The organism is Qipengyuania sp. BR81-2, assembly GCF_055693895.1.
In genome coordinates this window covers 868,624-884,778 of record NZ_CM146344.1, presented here as the reverse complement: position 1 = coordinate 884,778, position 16,155 = coordinate 868,624, and the positions used below count along the sequence as shown (strand labels likewise).

The 16,155-nt window shown below is 64.1% G+C and carries 18 protein-coding genes; 6 read left to right on the top strand and 12 right to left on the bottom strand.

Annotated elements, in window-relative coordinates; all coding sequences use genetic code 11:
- Positions 1-4: 4 nt before the first annotated feature.
- Genes ACZ1G8_RS04395 through ispG form a run of 5 tightly spaced genes read right to left on the bottom strand, consistent with a single transcriptional unit; the run spans position 5 to position 4,768 of the window.
- Positions 5-916, bottom strand: a complete 912-nt coding sequence (locus ACZ1G8_RS04395) for a histone deacetylase family protein (RefSeq protein ID WP_472680573.1) — start codon at positions 914-916, stop codon at positions 5-7.
- A 34-nt stretch (positions 917-950) separates the two neighbouring features.
- Complete coding sequence (locus tag ACZ1G8_RS04390) at positions 951-2,369, bottom strand: NAD(P)-binding protein (protein WP_472680572.1); 1,419 nt, start codon at positions 2,367-2,369, stop codon at positions 951-953.
- A 20-nt stretch (positions 2,370-2,389) separates the two neighbouring features.
- A complete protein-coding gene (locus ACZ1G8_RS04385) occupies positions 2,390-2,884 on the bottom strand; it encodes a thioredoxin family protein (RefSeq protein WP_472680571.1) in 495 nt (164 codons plus the stop codon).
- The gene (locus ACZ1G8_RS04380) at positions 2,881-3,633 is read right to left on the bottom strand and encodes a hypothetical protein (RefSeq protein ID WP_472680570.1); all 753 of its coding nucleotides are present in this window, start codon (positions 3,631-3,633) and stop codon (positions 2,881-2,883) included. Before ACZ1G8_RS04380 ends, ACZ1G8_RS04385 begins: the two co-directional genes overlap by 4 nt.
- Before the next feature lies 1 nt (position 3,634).
- On the bottom strand, positions 3,635-4,768 hold the full coding sequence (gene ispG, locus ACZ1G8_RS04375; RefSeq protein WP_472680569.1) for a flavodoxin-dependent (E)-4-hydroxy-3-methylbut-2-enyl-diphosphate synthase: 1,134 nt from the start codon (positions 4,766-4,768) through the stop codon (positions 3,635-3,637).
- Positions 4,769-4,904: 136 nt separating this feature from the next.
- Here ispG and ACZ1G8_RS04370 point away from each other — a divergent pair, with 136 nt between their 5' ends.
- The 3 genes from ACZ1G8_RS04370 (at position 4,905) to ACZ1G8_RS04360 (ending at position 7,012) form a co-directional block, all read left to right on the top strand.
- Positions 4,905-5,576: an OmpW/AlkL family protein gene (locus tag ACZ1G8_RS04370; protein WP_472680568.1), complete on the top strand. Its 672-nt coding sequence runs from the start codon at positions 4,905-4,907 to the stop codon at positions 5,574-5,576.
- 102 nt (positions 5,577-5,678) lie between these two features.
- The gene (locus tag ACZ1G8_RS04365; protein WP_472680567.1) at positions 5,679-6,680 is read left to right on the top strand and encodes a zinc transporter ZntB; all 1,002 of its coding nucleotides are present in this window, start codon (positions 5,679-5,681) and stop codon (positions 6,678-6,680) included.
- A 38-nt stretch (positions 6,681-6,718) separates the two neighbouring features.
- The gene (locus ACZ1G8_RS04360) at positions 6,719-7,012 is read left to right on the top strand and encodes a hypothetical protein (protein ID WP_472680566.1); all 294 of its coding nucleotides are present in this window, start codon (positions 6,719-6,721) and stop codon (positions 7,010-7,012) included.
- On the opposite strand, the gene ACZ1G8_RS04355 is transcribed toward ACZ1G8_RS04360, so the two are convergent.
- The 5 genes from ACZ1G8_RS04355 to ACZ1G8_RS04335 all read right to left on the bottom strand — a co-directional run bounded on the left by ACZ1G8_RS04355 (position 7,009) and on the right by ACZ1G8_RS04335 (position 10,859).
- A complete protein-coding gene (locus ACZ1G8_RS04355) occupies positions 7,009-8,787 on the bottom strand; it encodes a DUF885 domain-containing protein (protein WP_472680565.1) in 1,779 nt (592 codons plus the stop codon). The genes ACZ1G8_RS04360 and ACZ1G8_RS04355 overlap by 4 nt on opposite strands.
- 77 nt (positions 8,788-8,864) lie before the next feature.
- Positions 8,865-9,506, bottom strand: coding sequence for a DUF1109 domain-containing protein (locus ACZ1G8_RS04350; RefSeq protein ID WP_472680564.1), 642 nt, complete (start codon positions 9,504-9,506; stop codon positions 8,865-8,867).
- Between the two features lies 1 nt (position 9,507).
- Positions 9,508-10,038: a sigma-70 family RNA polymerase sigma factor gene (locus ACZ1G8_RS04345; RefSeq protein WP_472680563.1), complete on the bottom strand. Its 531-nt coding sequence runs from the start codon at positions 10,036-10,038 to the stop codon at positions 9,508-9,510.
- Between the two features lie 28 nt (positions 10,039-10,066).
- Complete coding sequence (locus ACZ1G8_RS04340; RefSeq protein ID WP_472680562.1) at positions 10,067-10,525, bottom strand: DoxX family protein; 459 nt, start codon at positions 10,523-10,525, stop codon at positions 10,067-10,069.
- 46 nt (positions 10,526-10,571) lie between these two features.
- A complete protein-coding gene (locus ACZ1G8_RS04335) occupies positions 10,572-10,859 on the bottom strand; it encodes a BufA1 family periplasmic bufferin-type metallophore (protein ID WP_472680561.1) in 288 nt (95 codons plus the stop codon).
- Between the two features lie 211 nt (positions 10,860-11,070).
- Here ACZ1G8_RS04335 and bufA2 point away from each other — a divergent pair, with 211 nt between their 5' ends.
- The 3 genes from bufA2 to ACZ1G8_RS04320 all read left to right on the top strand — a co-directional run bounded on the left by bufA2 (position 11,071) and on the right by ACZ1G8_RS04320 (position 13,072).
- Positions 11,071-11,361 carry a BufA2 family periplasmic bufferin-type metallophore gene (gene bufA2 / locus ACZ1G8_RS04330; protein WP_472680560.1) on the top strand — a complete coding sequence of 97 codons (291 nt, stop codon included), beginning with the start codon at positions 11,071-11,073 and terminating at the stop codon, positions 11,359-11,361.
- A 98-nt stretch (positions 11,362-11,459) separates the two neighbouring features.
- A complete protein-coding gene (bufB, locus tag ACZ1G8_RS04325) occupies positions 11,460-12,308 on the top strand; it encodes an MNIO family bufferin maturase (protein ID WP_472680559.1) in 849 nt (282 codons plus the stop codon).
- Positions 12,305-13,072: an HvfC/BufC family peptide modification chaperone gene (locus ACZ1G8_RS04320; RefSeq protein ID WP_472680558.1), complete on the top strand. Its 768-nt coding sequence runs from the start codon at positions 12,305-12,307 to the stop codon at positions 13,070-13,072. Before bufB ends, ACZ1G8_RS04320 begins: the two co-directional genes overlap by 4 nt.
- Here ACZ1G8_RS04320 and ACZ1G8_RS04315 read toward each other — a convergent pair.
- Both ACZ1G8_RS04315 and ACZ1G8_RS04310 read right to left on the bottom strand, forming a co-directional pair.
- Positions 13,069-14,031 carry an SDR family NAD(P)-dependent oxidoreductase gene (locus ACZ1G8_RS04315; protein ID WP_472680557.1) on the bottom strand — a complete coding sequence of 321 codons (963 nt, stop codon included), beginning with the start codon at positions 14,029-14,031 and terminating at the stop codon, positions 13,069-13,071. The two genes, ACZ1G8_RS04320 and ACZ1G8_RS04315, sit on opposite strands and share 4 nt — an antisense overlap.
- The gene (locus ACZ1G8_RS04310; RefSeq protein ID WP_472680556.1) at positions 14,028-16,109 is read right to left on the bottom strand and encodes a S9 family peptidase; all 2,082 of its coding nucleotides are present in this window, start codon (positions 16,107-16,109) and stop codon (positions 14,028-14,030) included. The genes ACZ1G8_RS04315 and ACZ1G8_RS04310 overlap by 4 nt, the downstream gene beginning before the upstream one ends.
- Between the last annotated feature and the right edge of the window lie 46 nt (positions 16,110-16,155).

The window sequence follows — 16,155 nt, the reverse complement described above, 5'->3', positions numbered from 1 at the left end:
GGTCCTAACCTATAGCATATGTTTTACCGGAAGCTGACCTATCGGCATAGCGCGCATTCGTTCTGGCGCACGCCAGCATCGATCTGGCGTGTCTGCCCGCCACTTCGAGCGGGTCTGCGCCGTATCCGCCGCCCAGCGCGCTTGCGACCGGCAGGCCGCGCTTGCGGATTTCCCCGATCACCAGCTCGTCGCGGCGCTCCAGTCCCGCATCGGTCAATGCGAGGCGGCCGAGCTTGTCGTCGCCGTGGACGTCCACGCCAGCCTGGTAGAGCACGAGGTCGGGCGCGAATGTGTCGATGACACCCGGCAAATGCTTCTCGAGCGCTTCGAGATAACCCTCGTCGTCCACCCCGTCGGCAAGCGGTACGTCGAGGTTTGAGCGAGCCTTGCGCACGGGGAAGTTCTTTTCCGCGTGGAGCGACAGCGTGAAGATGTCGTCGCGCGCCGCGGTAAGGCTGGCGGTGCCATCGCCCTGATGCACGTCGAGATCGACGATCAGCACGCGGTTTGCATCGCCTTCCGCGATGAGCCGGTTGGCAGCAACTGCGAGGTCGTTGAACACGCAATAGCCCGCGCCGGTATCGTGCAGGGCATGATGGCTGCCGGCAGCGGAATTGGCGGCATATCCGTGTATCTTCGCGAGCTGCGCGGCGAGCCAGGTGCCGCCATTGGTGTGCTGCACGCGCTGGGAGATGTGCGGCGTCACGGGAAACCCGATCCGGCGCTCCTTCTTCTGCGGAACGCTCGCGGTGAAGACTTCCTCGACATAATCGGGGCAATGCACCGCCTCGAGCCAGCGGCGCGGCATCGGCGGCGGGGCGTGTTCCGTCAGCGCATACCCGCTCTCGCGCAGCACTTGCATGACCGCCATGTATTTGTCGAAGCGGAATGTCCCGCGTGTGGGTGCGGGAGCCATGTAATCGGCGTGGTGGACGACGTGGAGAATGGCGCTACCCGCGGTTTGCTTCGGCCTCGGCGACCAGCTTTTGCAGGTTCGGCATGGCCGCCATCGTTGCTGCGGGCATCTCGGCGGCGACGGCAAGGCGCTCGGGTGCGTTCTGCTTGAGCCAGCGGACCGTCGGCGCGCCCGGATCGAGCCGCGACTGCGAAAGGAAGGCAGAGATCTTCTCGTTGGTGGCCCAAAGGAAGCGATTCTGGCCGGTGCCGAGCAGCGTGCCCGCATAGCCATCGATATCGTCGACGAAGCTCACCGGCTTGCACAGCGCGTTCTTTTCTTCGTCAGTTTCGAAATTGGCCTCGACGAAGGCAGTGACGGCGGCGTTCAATGTGACCAGCGGCACGTGAAGCAATTGCAGGCGGATGGTGCCGTTTTCCCATTGCGGAGAAACCGGCTTCGGCCGCACGGCCGAGGCAGTGCAATCGATAAAGAGTGTATCTTCGGGCACCTCGTGCTCGCCCTGTTGCAGGAACATGCGACCCGGTTCGATCCGATCGACGCGGCCCTTGCGCACGACGTCTCCGATCTTGCGAAGGCTCTCGACTTCGCCCTCGGAAATGGTCGCATAGTGGAACATCTCCGGCTCGACGCTCCGGTCGATCCGCAGCATCGCGCCGTCTTCTTCCAGCTGATGGAACAGCGCACGCACGCTCTCGGCCTTGGCGGCAGCCTTCATGATGGCGAGCTGCCCGCCGACAGTGCCTTCGAAGAATTCCTCTCCCGGCTGGGTAATCGTGCGGTTGATGAGCCAGCTCTCGCGCGGCTTGACCCAGCTAATGCGCTCAGGCGGGATTCCGGCCTCGAGCAGCCAGACGCCGGCGTCCATCGCGGTCTTGCCGGCGCCGAGAATGACGAAATGCTCAGGGATGCCTTCCGCGCTGCGCCATAGCTCGGGAAGCCTGCCCGGAATTTCCACCCGCACCCCGTCGGCGACCTCGAACTTGCGTTCATGCGTGGCGGGGACGGAGGTGGCGAAATAGGTCGTGTCGACGAGCTTGCGGCGTGGTTCTGCCTCGTGCACCTCGCCAGAGAGGACATTGCGGAAGCGGTTGTCGCCGAGGTACTCGCAATTGGGGAAGTAGCGAACCCGGCCGGTCGGCAGCAGGTGGTCACGCATCACCGACTGGAAATAGGCGAGGACCTCCGATCCGCTGGCGAGCTCGTAGAAGCCCTTGTTAGGCCCGCTCTCATCGATCCGGTCCTGTCCGAGGGGCATGCTTTCCACGCCATAGGTCGCGCTCGGCTGGTGCAGCGCGACGAAGGAATAGGCATCGTTCCAGTGCCCGCCGGGCGAGGCGTGCTTGTCGACCATGACGACGTCGCAGTCGGGATCCTGTGCGAGCAGGGTATCGACGAAGGACAGGGCGGTCGCGCCCGCGCCGATGACCAGATAGTCGGTTTCGAGGGTCATCGGCTTATCCTTTCAGGCGCTCAGCTGGCGAGGCGTGCCAGCTCGTCGTAGATCTCGTCCTCGCTGCGGCTGGCGGCATTGCGCCAGGTCGTAGCGGTGTCGGCGTTCACCAGCGTCCCGAAAGGCGTCAGTACCAGAAGGTTCGGGGTTCCGGGAAGTTCTTCAAGCCCGAAGCGGCGCGCAATTTCGAGATTATGCCCGTCGCCCGTCTGCGGCATGCCGATATTGACGTAGACCAGCTCGTATTCGGCATCGACAAGCTGCTGGAAGCGCGGTGTTTCGAGCCATCCGGCCAGCGCGCGGCTGTCGTGGCACCAGTTCGCGCCCATCACGAGGAGCACGTGCTTGCCGCTGGTCATGGCGCGCTCGAGCGCGGCATCGACATCGGCCGAGGCATCGGGCGAAACGTCGTAGGATCGTGCCTCGGGATAGTCGTGCGCGGCCGGCGTGTCCGGAACGGTCGAACATGCGGTTAGCGCCAGCGCGAAGCTCGCAATCGGAAAAGCGCGCATCATGCTGCAGGTTCCGGCGCGGCCATGCTGTCGTGGTCATCGGCGGCTTCGCCGAAAAGATAACCTGCCGCCAGAGCGCTCCCCATCCAGCAGGCCATGAGCCCGACAAGCAACGTATCCCAGATCATCAGTGCCCAGACTTGCCAGGTAGCGGCGCCGAAGGCCCATTCGTGGTTGAGGCCGTGCAGCTGTTGTGCGGGCCAGAACGCGAGGAAACCGAAGACGCCAACTGCGATCGCTTTCAACCAGCCGCTCGAATAGGCGCGTTTCAGCGTCATCGCGTGATCGCCGAGGATGGGGCCTACAAGATAGACCAACAAAGGCAGGGTCAGGATCATGATCGCGAGATCGACGACGTCCTTGATGGACGAAGGCACGACCTGTTCAAGACCGGCGAGCAAACCTGCCAGGGCGATCTGCAGAACGACCGCGATCAAGAAGGGTTTCCATGCAATGTTGCGCAGGTCCCACCAGCTCTCACGCAGACCACCCCAATAACGGGCCGCGGCGAGCATCGCGATGAACAAACCTGCGATCTTGGCATAGCCGAACATCCAGCGGGTCTCGTCATTCGCAAGCGCGGAGAAAGCCTCGCGGCTTTCGAACATGCCCATACGGATTTCGGCAATGTGCTGGACGAACTCAGGCAGGATCGCAATCAGCGGGATGATCGGCGCCAGCCAGAACAGCGATGTCCCTCCGGCAAAAACTGTCCGGAAACCATGCGCTGCCGCGCCAACAAAATTCTTCAAATTACGACCCCCCGTGTGGATCGAAAGCAACCGCTTCGCCCGCTTCGATCCTTGCTGCCTTTTCTTCTACCAGCTTGACGATGTGATCAAGCATGTCCTCGCTCTCGATGTGGTGATCCTTCACGCCTGAGAGATAGACCATGTGCTTGCCCGAGCCGCCGCCGGTCAGGCCGATGTCCGTTTCGCGCGCTTCGCCCGGGCCGTTCACCACGCAGCCGAGCACCGAAAGGCTCATCGGCGTCTTGATGTGTTCGAGCCGTTTCTCGAGCGTTTCGACAGTGCGGATCACGTCGAAGCCCTGGCGCGAGCAGCTGGGGCAGGACACGACGCGGACACCGCGGGTCCTGAGGCCCAACGCTTTCAGCATCTCGAAGCCGACTTTCACTTCCTGCTCGGGCTCAGCCGAGAGCGAGACGCGGATCGTGTCTCCGATGCCGGCCCACAACAGGCTGCCGATGCCGATCGAGCTCTTGACCGTGCCGCCGATGAGGCCGCCGGCCTCGGTGATGCCGAGGTGCAGCGGGCAGTCCACCGCCTCTGCCAGCCCGTGATAGGCGGCGACTGCGAGGAACACGTCGCTGGCCTTCACCGCGACCTTGTACTCGTGGAAATCGTGGTCCTGCAGCAACTTGATGTGGTCGAGCGCACTCTCAATAAGCGCCTCGGGGCAGGGCTCGCCGTATTTCTCGAGCAGGTCCTTCTCGAGGCTGCCTGCATTCACGCCGATGCGGATCGCGCAGCCGTTGGCCTTGGCCGCGCGTACCACCTCGGCAACGCGGTCGGATGAGCCGATATTGCCCGGATTGATACGCAGACAGGCCGCGCCCTTGTCGGCAGCTTCGAGCGCGCGCTTGTAGTGGAAGTGGATGTCCGCGACGATCGGGACATTCGCAGCCTTCGTGATCTTGTCGAAATGCTCGGTCGATTCCTCGGTCGGGCAGGACACGCGGATGATGTCGGCGCCCACGTCCTCGCAGCGGCGGATCTGGTCGATCGTTGCGACCACATCCTCTGTCGGCGTGTTGGTCATGGTCTGGACCGTAATCGGCGCATCGCCCCCGACGGGAACGTTGCCGACCATGATCTGGCGGGACTGGCGGCGCTCGATGGTGCGCCAGGGACGGATCGAAGACATGAGCCGCGATATAGTGGGCCAATCATGAAGGGGCAATGACAGCTGTTCGGCGGCCGTTTTCGCTCGAAAACGGGGAACCTCGATGGGGCGGCGCGATTGATGATCGATTGGGAGATTCTAGGATGAGAGAATCAGAATGCAGTTCAAATTTCCCACCGTCGCGCTTGCGGCGCTGATCCTTCCTATCGCTGCTCCGGCTGCAGCTCAGGAAGCCGGTGATATCAGGGTCAAAGTCATGGCAACGGGTGTCCTGCCAGACGGCGAAATCACCGCGGTCAATCGTGACGATTTCGGGCTTCCCGGCGGTACCCAGACCAATGTTTCCGACAGCTATGTCCCGACCATCGCGGCAGAATACTTCGTTTCGCCGAACTTCTCGATCGAGACTATCTGCTGCATCACCCCGCATGAAGTGCAGGGCCGCGGCCCGCTCGACGGCGCGGAGCTGATCGATGCGATCGTCCTGCCGGCAACGGTAACGGCGAAGCTTCACCTCAACACCGAAAGCCCGTTCAAGCCCTATGTCGGCGCTGGTCCGGCCTACTTCCTCATCTTCGGTGAGGATGTCGGTGCCGAGGCGGCCGCTCTTGGTATCGACGACGTCGACTTGTCGAGCGAGTTCGGTTTTGCCCTGCAGGCAGGCTTCGACTACGAACTGAACGACGACGGTCTCGGCCTGTCGATCGATGCCAAGCGCTATTTCGTCGGCACCGATGCGACCTTCTCGGCTGGCGGCACCGACCTGATCGAGACCGAGCACGATCTCGATCCCTGGGTGGTCAGCGCGGGCATCTTCTTCACCTTCTGACGCACCGGGTCTTATCGGCCTCTCATTTCGCGGGCGCATGACCGGTCGGTCATGCGCCCGTTTTTCTTGCATCGCCGGCCAACTGCCGCTTGGATGCGCGCGATGAGGGAAGCGACAGACGAAAGAATAACCGACGGCGCGCTGCTGTTCGGCCGCGTGCTCGACGGAGAAGGCGGGGCACGCGAGATCGGCTGGGACGAGGCGCAGGACTGGCAGCCCGCGACTCCGCGCGAAGTATTGTGGCTGCACCTTTGCCGCAATCGCCCGGGTGTACAGGCGTGGCTCGAGGACCAGCTCGCTGTTCCTGAACCTACAGCGGAATTGCTCACCAGCGACCAGACCCGTCCGCGGGCTTTTCGCGACGGTGAGACACTCGTCGGCACCCTGCGCGGCATCAACTTCAATCCTGGTGCACAACCGGAAGACATGATCTCGATGCAGTTGTGGTGTGACGGAAGGCGGCTGATCACGCTGCGCCGCCACCCCCTGCAGACCCCGCGCGAGGTCATGGCCATGCTCGACCGCGGCAGCGGACCGACCGACGCAGGCGCGACGATCACGCTGCTAGCCGAATTGATGATCGCACGGATGAGCCAGTCGATCGTCGACATGAACTTCGTGCTCGACCAGCTCGAGGAGGAGGATCCCGAGACCGATCCGGAAGGCATGCTCAAGCGTATCTCTACGATCCGGCGCAATTGCCTGGCCCTCAAGCGCCACATGGCTCCGCAGCACGAAGCGCTGGAACAGATCAGCCGCGATTCACCCTACTGGTTCGAGGAGGAAGACCGGCGCGAGATCGCCGAGAGTATTGCGCGCCTGCGCCGCTATCTCGACGATATCGACATCAGCAAGGAAAGCGCGCTGGTGCTGCAGGACGAACTGCGCGCACGCAGTCTCGCTTCGAGCGAACACGCGACCTACATGCTCACCATCGTGGCGGGCATCTTCCTGCCATTGGGCTTCCTCACCGGCCTGCTCGGCATCAACGTCGGCGGCATGCCGGGCATGAACGATCCGGATGCCTTCTGGACCGTCGTGACATTCTGCCTGCTGCTCTTCGTGACTCTGATAATCGTCTTCAGGCGCCTGAGGTGGCTTTGAGACGGGAGCTGGTCCGGGCGCGGGTTTGCATAACCCTCGTGCCCACCGGTGATGGTGGGCGATCGAGGCCTCTGGACCCGGCGCCGCACTACAGGCCAGATCACGATTTCGGCCGCCCCGACGGACATCATGCCATCGGACAGATCGATTTCGACGGTGCCGAGCCAGTCATGCCGGGCGAATCGCGCGAGGCGATCGCGACCTTCATTTCCGCCGGAGATCTCCTCGAGGACCTCAAGGAAGGCTCCGAATGGCGGGTAAAGGAAGGCGCCCGTCACGTCGGTGACGGACGCATCCTCGAGATCCAGGAAATCAGGAGCGCCAGACGTTAGCCACCCGCCTGCTGCGAGGGGATGAATTCCTCGCGCACGGCCTTGGCGATCAGTTCGAGCGGGATGATGCCCTGGCTCAGCAGGAAATCGTTGAACGCCTTCTCGTTGAAGTCCCCGCCCAGTGCGAGTTCGGTCTCGACGCGCAGGTCGATCAGCTTGCGATAGCCGTAGTAATAGGACCCTGCCTGGCCGGGCATGCGGAATTCGTAACGATCGAGTTCCTGCTTGGTCATGCCGGGCGAGAACAGGGCTTCCTCGCGCAGCACGCGTTCGGCCTCTTCGCGGTTCATCAGGCCGAGGTTGAGGCTCGGGTCGAGGAAGGCGCGCGCCGCGCGCAGCAGGCGGAACTGGAGCGCGATGAACTGCCCTTCGATCGGCTCGTGCGGGAGCATTTCTGCTTCGGCATAGAGCGCCCAGCCTTCGACGTTCACGCTGTTGAATGCGTAGAGCATGCGGGCGAGCGAAACGCCCTGCTCAACGAGCGCTGCGAACTGCATCTCGTGGCCCGGACGCGCCTCATGCGCGCTCAGCGTCCAGCTCGCGGCGGGGAAGTTGAAGTCGTCGTAGCGGTCGTCCGGTCCGGCGGTCGGATTGCCCACGGTGAGGACGAAAGTACCCTGTTCGCCGGTATTCCCGATCAGGCGCGGCGGGCGCATGTGCGGCGCGGGCTGGGCGGCGCTTTCGGCAGCAGAGGCGACGCGCATCTGCAATTCACTGTCCGGCAGCGAGACGATGTCGTGGCGGCGGATTTCCGCCTCCAGCTTGCGGTTCACGTCGCGGTAGAAGTCCTCGATCTCGTCATTGGGGACGGTCATCTGCTTGAGGCCCGCCATGACCGAAGCCATGTCGGTTTCCTCCCAGCCGTACTTCTCCGCAATCTGTGGGGCGAGCGCCTCCATCTGGGCGCGCAGCTCGTAGAAACCGCGGCGCGCCTCGGTCATCAGCTCGCGCGGGTCGGTATCGATGCCGACCTGCTTGAGGCTGAGCGCGTAGAGCTCTTCGGGCAGGCGCGCGCTGTCGCGGCTGGCGGGCACGACCGTGGTGCGCGTCCACTCGCCATAGTCGGTGAGCTGCGTCTCCATCGCTTCGAGCGCGTCGTCCGCACCCTCGATCTCGTACTTGGCGAAGAGCTCGCGAATGCCCGTGATGAAAGTAGGGATCTTGTCGATCGATTCCTCGACCTCGACCACATAGGGGCCCATCTTGCCGTCACCGCGGCTGGCCTCGAAGCGGCGCTTGGCGAGCTCGGTCATCGGCTCGGTATCGGGCCAGGTGCCGGTGTAACGCTGCAGCAGTTCGAGCGCCTTTCCGCGGCGGTGCTCGGCGGTCTGGTCGGACAGGAGCTGGCCGATATTGCCGAACATACCCTGGGGAACCTGCGCAAACTCGAGCATGTAGCGGCTGCCGAGTTCGATGCCCTCGATGTCCTGTTCGAGCGAGCCGATCAGGATGTCGAGGTCCTGCAGGACGTAGGGGTTGGTCTCGGTGGCCTTGGCGGCCTCGAATTCGGCGATCAGCGAGCGGGCAGCGGCAATGTAGCGCTCGTCGCGGTCTGGCGACATGTCGTTGACCAGCCCGTCGTACTGTTCATAGCCCGCCGAGGAGGCGCCCGTCGGAAAGAACTGCGCCTGCATCGCAATGACTTTCTGCGTGTAGGCGTTGCTGGTCTCGACCCAGCCGGGGGTCGCGGGGGCTTCCTGCGCGGCCAGCGGGGCGGCGGGCAGGGCAAGCGTCGTGGCGGTGGCAAGCGCAATGGCTGCGGCGAAGGTCTTCATGGATTCTCCCCTCCTGGTTGAGGGGAGGGGTGCGCCCTAGCTCGCCAATTTGCAAGCCGCCGCCCGACGAACGTGCCTTACCAGCGGACGAGCGGGGGAATCGCGAAACGCCCGATGATGGCCGACAGGATGACTGGCGCAACGTGCCAGATGCCTAGGTGGCCGATGTGGTCCACCGGGCAGGCGAGCCCGTAGGTGAAGCTGCCGATCGCGCCTGCAGCGATGCCGGTATAGGTACCCGCTGCGTTCAGCGAGACAGGTGCACCGCGGCGCAGCCACAGCGTCAGCGCGCCGGCGGTCACGAGACCGAAGGCGGAGCCGGCAAGGAAGCAGTCGACACCGTACATGTCGCTCGTCACCGTGCCGAAAAAGCCCGAAACGCCCAGCATGACGAGCGCGGTCACCGGTAGAATCGCCAGCATCAGCGCCGACCAGCGCGCGCCTTCATGGCTGTTGCCGACACGCGGGCTGGCCATCTTGACCACCGCGAAGGATGCCGCCGCGCCGAGCAGCGCGAGCATGCCGTTGGTGATGAAGAATTCGGGCGAGGCCTGGCCGGTAAAGGCGCCGTGCCACAGCCCGTCGAGCAGTTCGACGAGGAGCACGGTGGCAACGGCCGCAAATGCGACAAGCGCAACACCCTGCCACAGCCGCAGCGGCTGGACCGGAGCAAGATCGCTCGCGAGTTCGTCGATCAGGGAGGTAGGGACCCGGTTCATGTCATTCGGCCTTTTCTACAAGCGCGGACAGCTTCTTCAGTCCGCGATGGATATTCACTTTGACCAGGCTTTCGCTCTGGCCGGTCTTGGCAGAGGCTTCCGCGATGGACAGCCCCTCGATCTTGACGAGTTCGATGACCTCGACCTGCTTTTCGGGCAGGTGGACGAAGAGCCTCTCGAGGCTCATGCGGGCCATCACCGCTTCTTCTTCGCTATCCTCGGGCGCGTCGTGATCGCCCAATTCGTCTTCGGCGGAGCGGTAGACCTTGCGCAAATGGTCGACCCAGCGATAGCGGGCAATCGCCGCGAGCCATGGATAGAAGGCGCGGCTGGGATCCCAGGTGGCGCGCTTGTTGTGCACGGCCATCATAACTTCCTGCACGAGGTCGTCGAGCTGGGCGGGAGCCACGCGCTTCCTGTAATAGCGTTCGAGCCAGAGCTGCACCTCGGCGAGGAGGGCGCGGTACATTCCGGCATCGCCCTTTTGGGCGGCTGCCATCATGCTGGCCATTTCGGCTTCGTCGGCAATCATGTCGAACCTCTCCCCTTGATCGAGGCTATCATTTGGCCCGCCGCGAAGCGAGCAGCCTGTCGGCAGAGAACAGTCCGCCCCCGCGCGAGACGAGGATCGCGGCCATCGCGACCCACAGGATGTGCGTCGCCCACCAGGCTTCGGGAAAGACGAAGAACTGGATGACCAGCGTCATGAGGAGCAGCGAGAGCGCGGCCAAGCGTGTGAAAAGGCCGAGCACCAGTAGGACGGGAAAAAGGTGCTCGGCATAGGTGGCGAGCGGGACGGCCAGGTCCACCGGCAGGGGGAGGCCGGTGTATTCGTACTCGAACAGGAAGTAGGTCGTTTCGTTGATCGACAACGCGGTGCCTTCTTCCACCTTCGTCCGTCCCGATCGCCAGAAGATCCCCGCCAGCGCCACGCGAGTGATGAGCAGTGCAAGGCCTTCGGGCAGGCTGGAGGATAGCCATGCCGTAAGCCGGTCATAGAGGGTCAGGACGTTTTGCATTGCTCGGTTCTCGCTTGGTGCTGGCGGAGAGGGGGAGGTCAGGGCCTCAGCGGTTGATCGGCTTCAGCGAACCCTTGCCCTTGGGCGTTTCGATGTTCTCGCAGCTGCCCTTGGGAACGAGCTTCCAGGCGTTGCCCTGGTAGTCGCGGGTGGAGGTACCGGCGCAGCTGGTGCCCGGGCCTGCGGCACAGTCGTTCTCGCCAGCCTTGGCGACGCCGTAGCACTTCTCCATCGCCGGCTTCTTTTGCGCGGCGGCGGGGGCGGCGATCATTGAGCCGGCGATACCGGCGGTCAGGGCGAGACCCGCGAGGCGGGCGATCGATGCGTTGTTCATGGCAATTCTCTTCCAGGTTGGGTTCTTCGGATTGGGGGTCTTCAGTGTCGCGCCGGAGAAATCATCCCCGGAACTGACGGTTCATTCGGGAAGGAATCCGATCCGGTTACGCGGCCCGCAAAATTTTTTCGGCTGTAACCGGCTGCCCTCGCACGCCGAATGATTGCCTGTGCACCCCCGCACGCAATCTGGAAAAAAGGGATTGGATCTCATGACCACCGCCACTCGCAAGACCGCAGCCACCGCCGCAGCCGCAGCAGCATTCGCACTTTCCTCGCTTTCGGCTTTCGCAGCCGAACCGCCTGCCGGCAGCACCGGCCGCGCGATCAATGCCGAAGACACCGTCCATTGCTACGGCGTCCACAGCTGCAAGGGCCAGGCCGACTGCGCCACCACCGAGAACGCCTGCAAGGGCCAGAACGAGTGCAAGGGCCACGGCTTCAAGGCCATGAAGGCCGGCGAATGCCTCACCAAGGGCGGTACCATCGGCGACATTTCGTAGCGCTTGCCAGCCTTGGCGGCCCGCTCGACCGGAGCTTCGAGCCCTTCCTCACCAGGCCGGAAGCGGGCCGCCCCTTTGCACCGAAAGGTAGCGATGCCATGACCTCGATCGACCCCTTCGCCGGCTTCGGCCTCGGCCTCAGGCGTACACACTATGCCGACTTCCTCGAAGGCGAGGTTCCGGTCGATTTCGTCGAGGTCATTTCCGAAAACTACATGGTCGAAGGCGGCAAGCCGCTGCGCCTGCTTGAAGAGGTGCGCGCGAAGCATCCCGTCATCCTCCACGGCGTCTCCATGTCCGTCGGCTCTGCGCAGGGCCTCGACGAGGACTATCTCTCGCGCCTGCGCAGCCTCGCCGACCGGATCGATCCGCTCTGGGTCTCCGACCACCTGTGCTGGACCCGGACCAGCGCGCACAACAGCCACGATCTCCTGCCGCTTCCGCTGACCCGCGAGGCGCTGGGCGTCGTATGCGACAATATCGAACGCGCGCAGGCTGCGCTCGGGCGGCCGATGCTGCTCGAAAACCCGTCGAGCTACCTGACCTTCCCCGAAGACGAGATGGCCGAATGGGAATTCCTCTCCGCCATGGCGAAGCGCACGGGCTGCTACCTTCTGCTCGACGTCAACAACGTCTATGTAAGCGCGCAGAACCACGGTTTCTCGGCCGCCGAATACATCGCCGGCCTGCCGCTCGACCGCGTGCGCCAGATCCATCTCGCCGGCCACACCCCTCCGACCGACGAGCGTCCGATCACCATCGACACGCACGACCGCGAAGTCAGCGATGCCGTGTGGGCGCTTTATGCCGAGACGATCGCGCAGACCGGTCCGGTCGCGACGATGATCGAGCGCGACGACGGCATCCCGCCGATCGCAGAGCTGCTGGAAGAACTGGACCGCGCACGCGTCATCGCCCGCCAGGCAAGCCACGCGAGGGCGGCATGACTGCGCTCGCGACCAGACAGGCCGATTTCATGGCGAGCCTGCTCGACGACGAGCGGGCGCTTCCACCCGACTGGAACGCGCGGCACGCCGCCGGCCTCGACATCTATCGCAACAATTACCGAAGCGCGCTTGTCGAAGCCTTGCGCGCAACCTTCGAGCGGACCGAAAGGCTGGTCGGCGAAGCGAGTTTCGCGCGCGCCGCAGCGCATCACCTGATCACCTGTCCGCCATCTAGCTGGACGCTCGATCTTGCGGGGCAAGGCTTTGCCGAAACTTGCGAAGAGCTTTTCGCGAACGATCCGGAAGTCGCCGAACTCGCATGGCTGGAATGGTCGATGCACCTTGCATTCGTGGCGCGCGATGCGGAGCCGCTCGGCTCGGAGCAATTCCTCCGGCAGGCAGACGCATTCGGCGAGGAGGACTGGGCCAACCTTCGCCTCGCATTCGTCCCCGGCATCGCGCTGCGCGACGTCCGCCATGATCTCAATGCGCTCTGGTCCTCCCTCGCCGAAGCGGGCGAGGCAGGCGGTGCGGCTCCGCTAGCCAAACCGGCCTCCTGCATCGTCTGGCGGGAGGGCGAAAGGCCCGTATTCGTCAGCGTGTCCACCGCAGAGGGCAGGGCACTTTCCTCGATGATGTCGGGCGCCACTTATGGCGAGGCGTGCGAAGAGCTGCTCGCCAGCGAAGGCGAGCAGGCTATCGAACGTGCGGGCAGCATGCTTCGCCGCTGGCTTTTCGAAGGTCTCGTCGAACGCCTCGCCTAGTAGCTGAAGGTCTGCCCGACCATTTCCTCGCTGACCTGCCACAGCCGGTCGGCATTGCCCTCGTCGATCGCATAGCTGCGCACGCCGCCGCCGGTGCTTTCATTGTCTTCGTCGGCGACGTGGCAATCCTCGCAATAGAGGCCGCCGGCCCCGGCCAATTCGTCGGCGGTGGCCGCCCAGCACGTGGTCGCGGCGCCTTGCGGAATGGTCTTGAAAGGCTCTGGCTGCTCACCGCGCTCTTCGGCATTCTTGCGGATGCGCTCCATCAGGTCGGCCATGTCCTCTTCGCTCATGTGGCGCGAGAGGTTGGTCATGATGCCGCCGGGGTGGAGCGAATAGGAGTGGATGCCCTTGTCGCCCAGCCGCTTCTCGAGGCCGACCGCGAAGAGCACATTAGCGGTCTTCGACTGGCCGTAGCTCACCCACTTGTCATAGTCGCGGCGCTCGAAATGGATGTCGTCGAAATCCACCGGGCAGATGTGATGCCCCCGGCTCGACAGGTTGACGATGCGCGCGCTCTCGCCCTTCTCGACCAGCGGCATGAGCAGGTTGGTGAGCAGGAAGTGGCCGATGTGGTTGGTGCCGAACTGCATTTCGAAGCCGTCGGCCGTCTTGGCTTCGTCGCAGGCCATCACGCCTGCATTGTTGATGAGGAGATCGATCTTGTCGAAGCGCTCATTGGCTTCGGCGGCAGCCTCGCGCACGCTGTCGAGCGAGGCGAGGTCGCACACCAGAGTGTCGACCTTGGCTCCCGTGCCCTCGGCAATCGCGTCGGCGGTGGCGGAAAGCTTGGTGGCATCGCGGCCCGAAAGGATCACATGCGCGCCCTTGGCCGCCAAGGCCCGCGCGGTTTCCTGCCCAAGTCCCGAATAGCCGCCGGTGACGAGGGCTGTGCGCCCGCTAAGGTCCTTGCCTTCTAGAACTTCATCCGCGGTGCTGGAAAATCCGAACTGGCTCATTGGTCAGTGCCTTCCTGTGTCTCTGTCTGCTTGTCGGTCCGGTAGCGTTCGAACCATGCGAGGATATTGTCCGCCTTGGCGATCAGGCGCGAGGGGCGTGCGGCGATGCCATGCGCGCTTTCGGGCACGCGCACCAGCACCGTGTCCACCCCGCGCAATTTGAGCGCCTGGTAGAACTGTTCGCTCTCGGTAATCGGCGTCCGCTGGTCTTCCTCGCCCGTCAACAGCATCGTCGGTGTGGTCACATTGCCGACGAGGCTGAGCGGCGAGCGCTCCCAGTAATGCATCGGCACCTCCCACGGCAGGCCGGGGAACTGGTGATAGGTCTGGAAGATGTAGCTGTCGGCGGTCAGCGTCTTGCTCAGCCAGTTGATCACGGGCTTCGCTGCTGCGGCCGCGTTGAAGCGGTCGGTCAGGCCGACGAGGTAGGCGGTCGCGATGCCACCTGCCGAACCGCCGGTCACGAAGAGGTTCTCCTCGTCGATGAAGCCCTTGGCGATCATCGCATCGACGCCGGACATATGGTCGGCCGCATCGTCCGGGCTCGAATACTTGTGCTCGAGCAGCAAGCCGAATTCCTCGCCGTAGGAAGAGCTGCCGCGATGGTTGTCGTAGAAAACGACATAGCCTTCCGCCGCATAGCGCTGGACCTCGGCGGAGAAATGCGGGCCATAGGCGGCATGCGGGCCGCCGTGGATTTCGAGGAGCAGCGGATACTTCTTCGACGGCTCGAAGCCGGGCGGCGTGACGTACCAGCCCTGGATCTCGGTCCCGTCATGCGAGGAGGCGTAGGTGATCTCGTGGATCTGGCCGAGCTCGCGGTGAGCGAGGAGGTCCTCATTCAGCGCGGTTAGCTTGCGGGTGGCTCGGCCGGTGCGCGCGTAAAGGTCCGCAGGACGGTCGTGCGAGCCTTGCGTCCAGGCCAGTGTGCCGCGCTCCGATACGTCGAAAGTGCCGCTGGTATAGGGCCTTCCCAGCGTGGTGCCCGACAGGCCCTGGACCACGGTTTCGACAGCCCCGCCCGAAGGCGACACGCGGCCGACCTTCCGGATGCCGCGATCATCGAAGGCGAAATAGATGTGGCGTCCTTCCCAGCGGATATTCTCCACCTCGCGATCGAAATCCTGGGTGAGGTTGCGCCCGCCCGTGCCGTCGAGATTGCGCACGCAGACGTCCACTTGCCAGACGGGTCGCTTTACATTGGGCATGCATACGAAGGCGACGCTGCGGCCATCGGGCGATAGCTGCGGCGAGGCCTCGAGGCCGCCACCGCTGGTCACCTGCCGCAGTTCCTTGTCGACGATCGAGACCTGCCAGATGTCGCCCTCGACCGTCTGCAATTCCCAGCCCTCGTTGCGATTGGCGGAGAAGAGGATCGCGTCGCCTCCCGCTGTCCATTCCAGCGGTCCGGAGTGGTTGAATTCGCCGCTGGTCAGCTGGCGCGGCGTGCCGCCGCCTGCCGGAACCACGAAAACATGGCTGAAGGTCACGTCGATGAAGCCCGCGCCGTCACTGCGGTAGCGGGCGTGGTCGATCACCTTGACCGGCGGGGACCATTTGGCGCCCTCGGGCTTGGGCGGCGCCTTGGCAAGCGGGGCAGTATCGCCATCGACGCGGGAGGTGAAGGCGATCCATTCGCCGTTGGGCGACCACGAGAGGTTGCCCGCTCCCTTGTCGAGCGCCGCGACGCGCTGGACCTGGCCGGTGTCCATCCAGCGGATGAAAATGGCGCTACGCCCGTCATCGTCGCTGCCGGTGTAGGCGATGCGCGTTCCGTCGGGCGACCATTCGCCGCCGCTCGCGCCATCGAGCAGCAGGCGGTTGGAACTGCCGTCGAGCGCGGCAAGCCATAGCGCGCCTTCGGTGCGGTCGGTCATGATATTGTTCGAGCGGCGCGTGTAGAGGACGTGGCGGCCGTCGGGAGCGATGCGCGGATCGTCGGCATATTCGAGGTCGAAGACGTCCTGCGAGGTAAACCGGCGATCGTCCTGTGCCGCGTCCTCCGTTCCGTCCTGCGCCAGCGCCGTCGCCGACCAAAGCGCCGCCAATGCAGCGCCCGCACCAATCCATGCCTTCATGCCGATCTCCCTTTGCGGGGAAGGCCTAGCACAAAGAAAAAGGGGC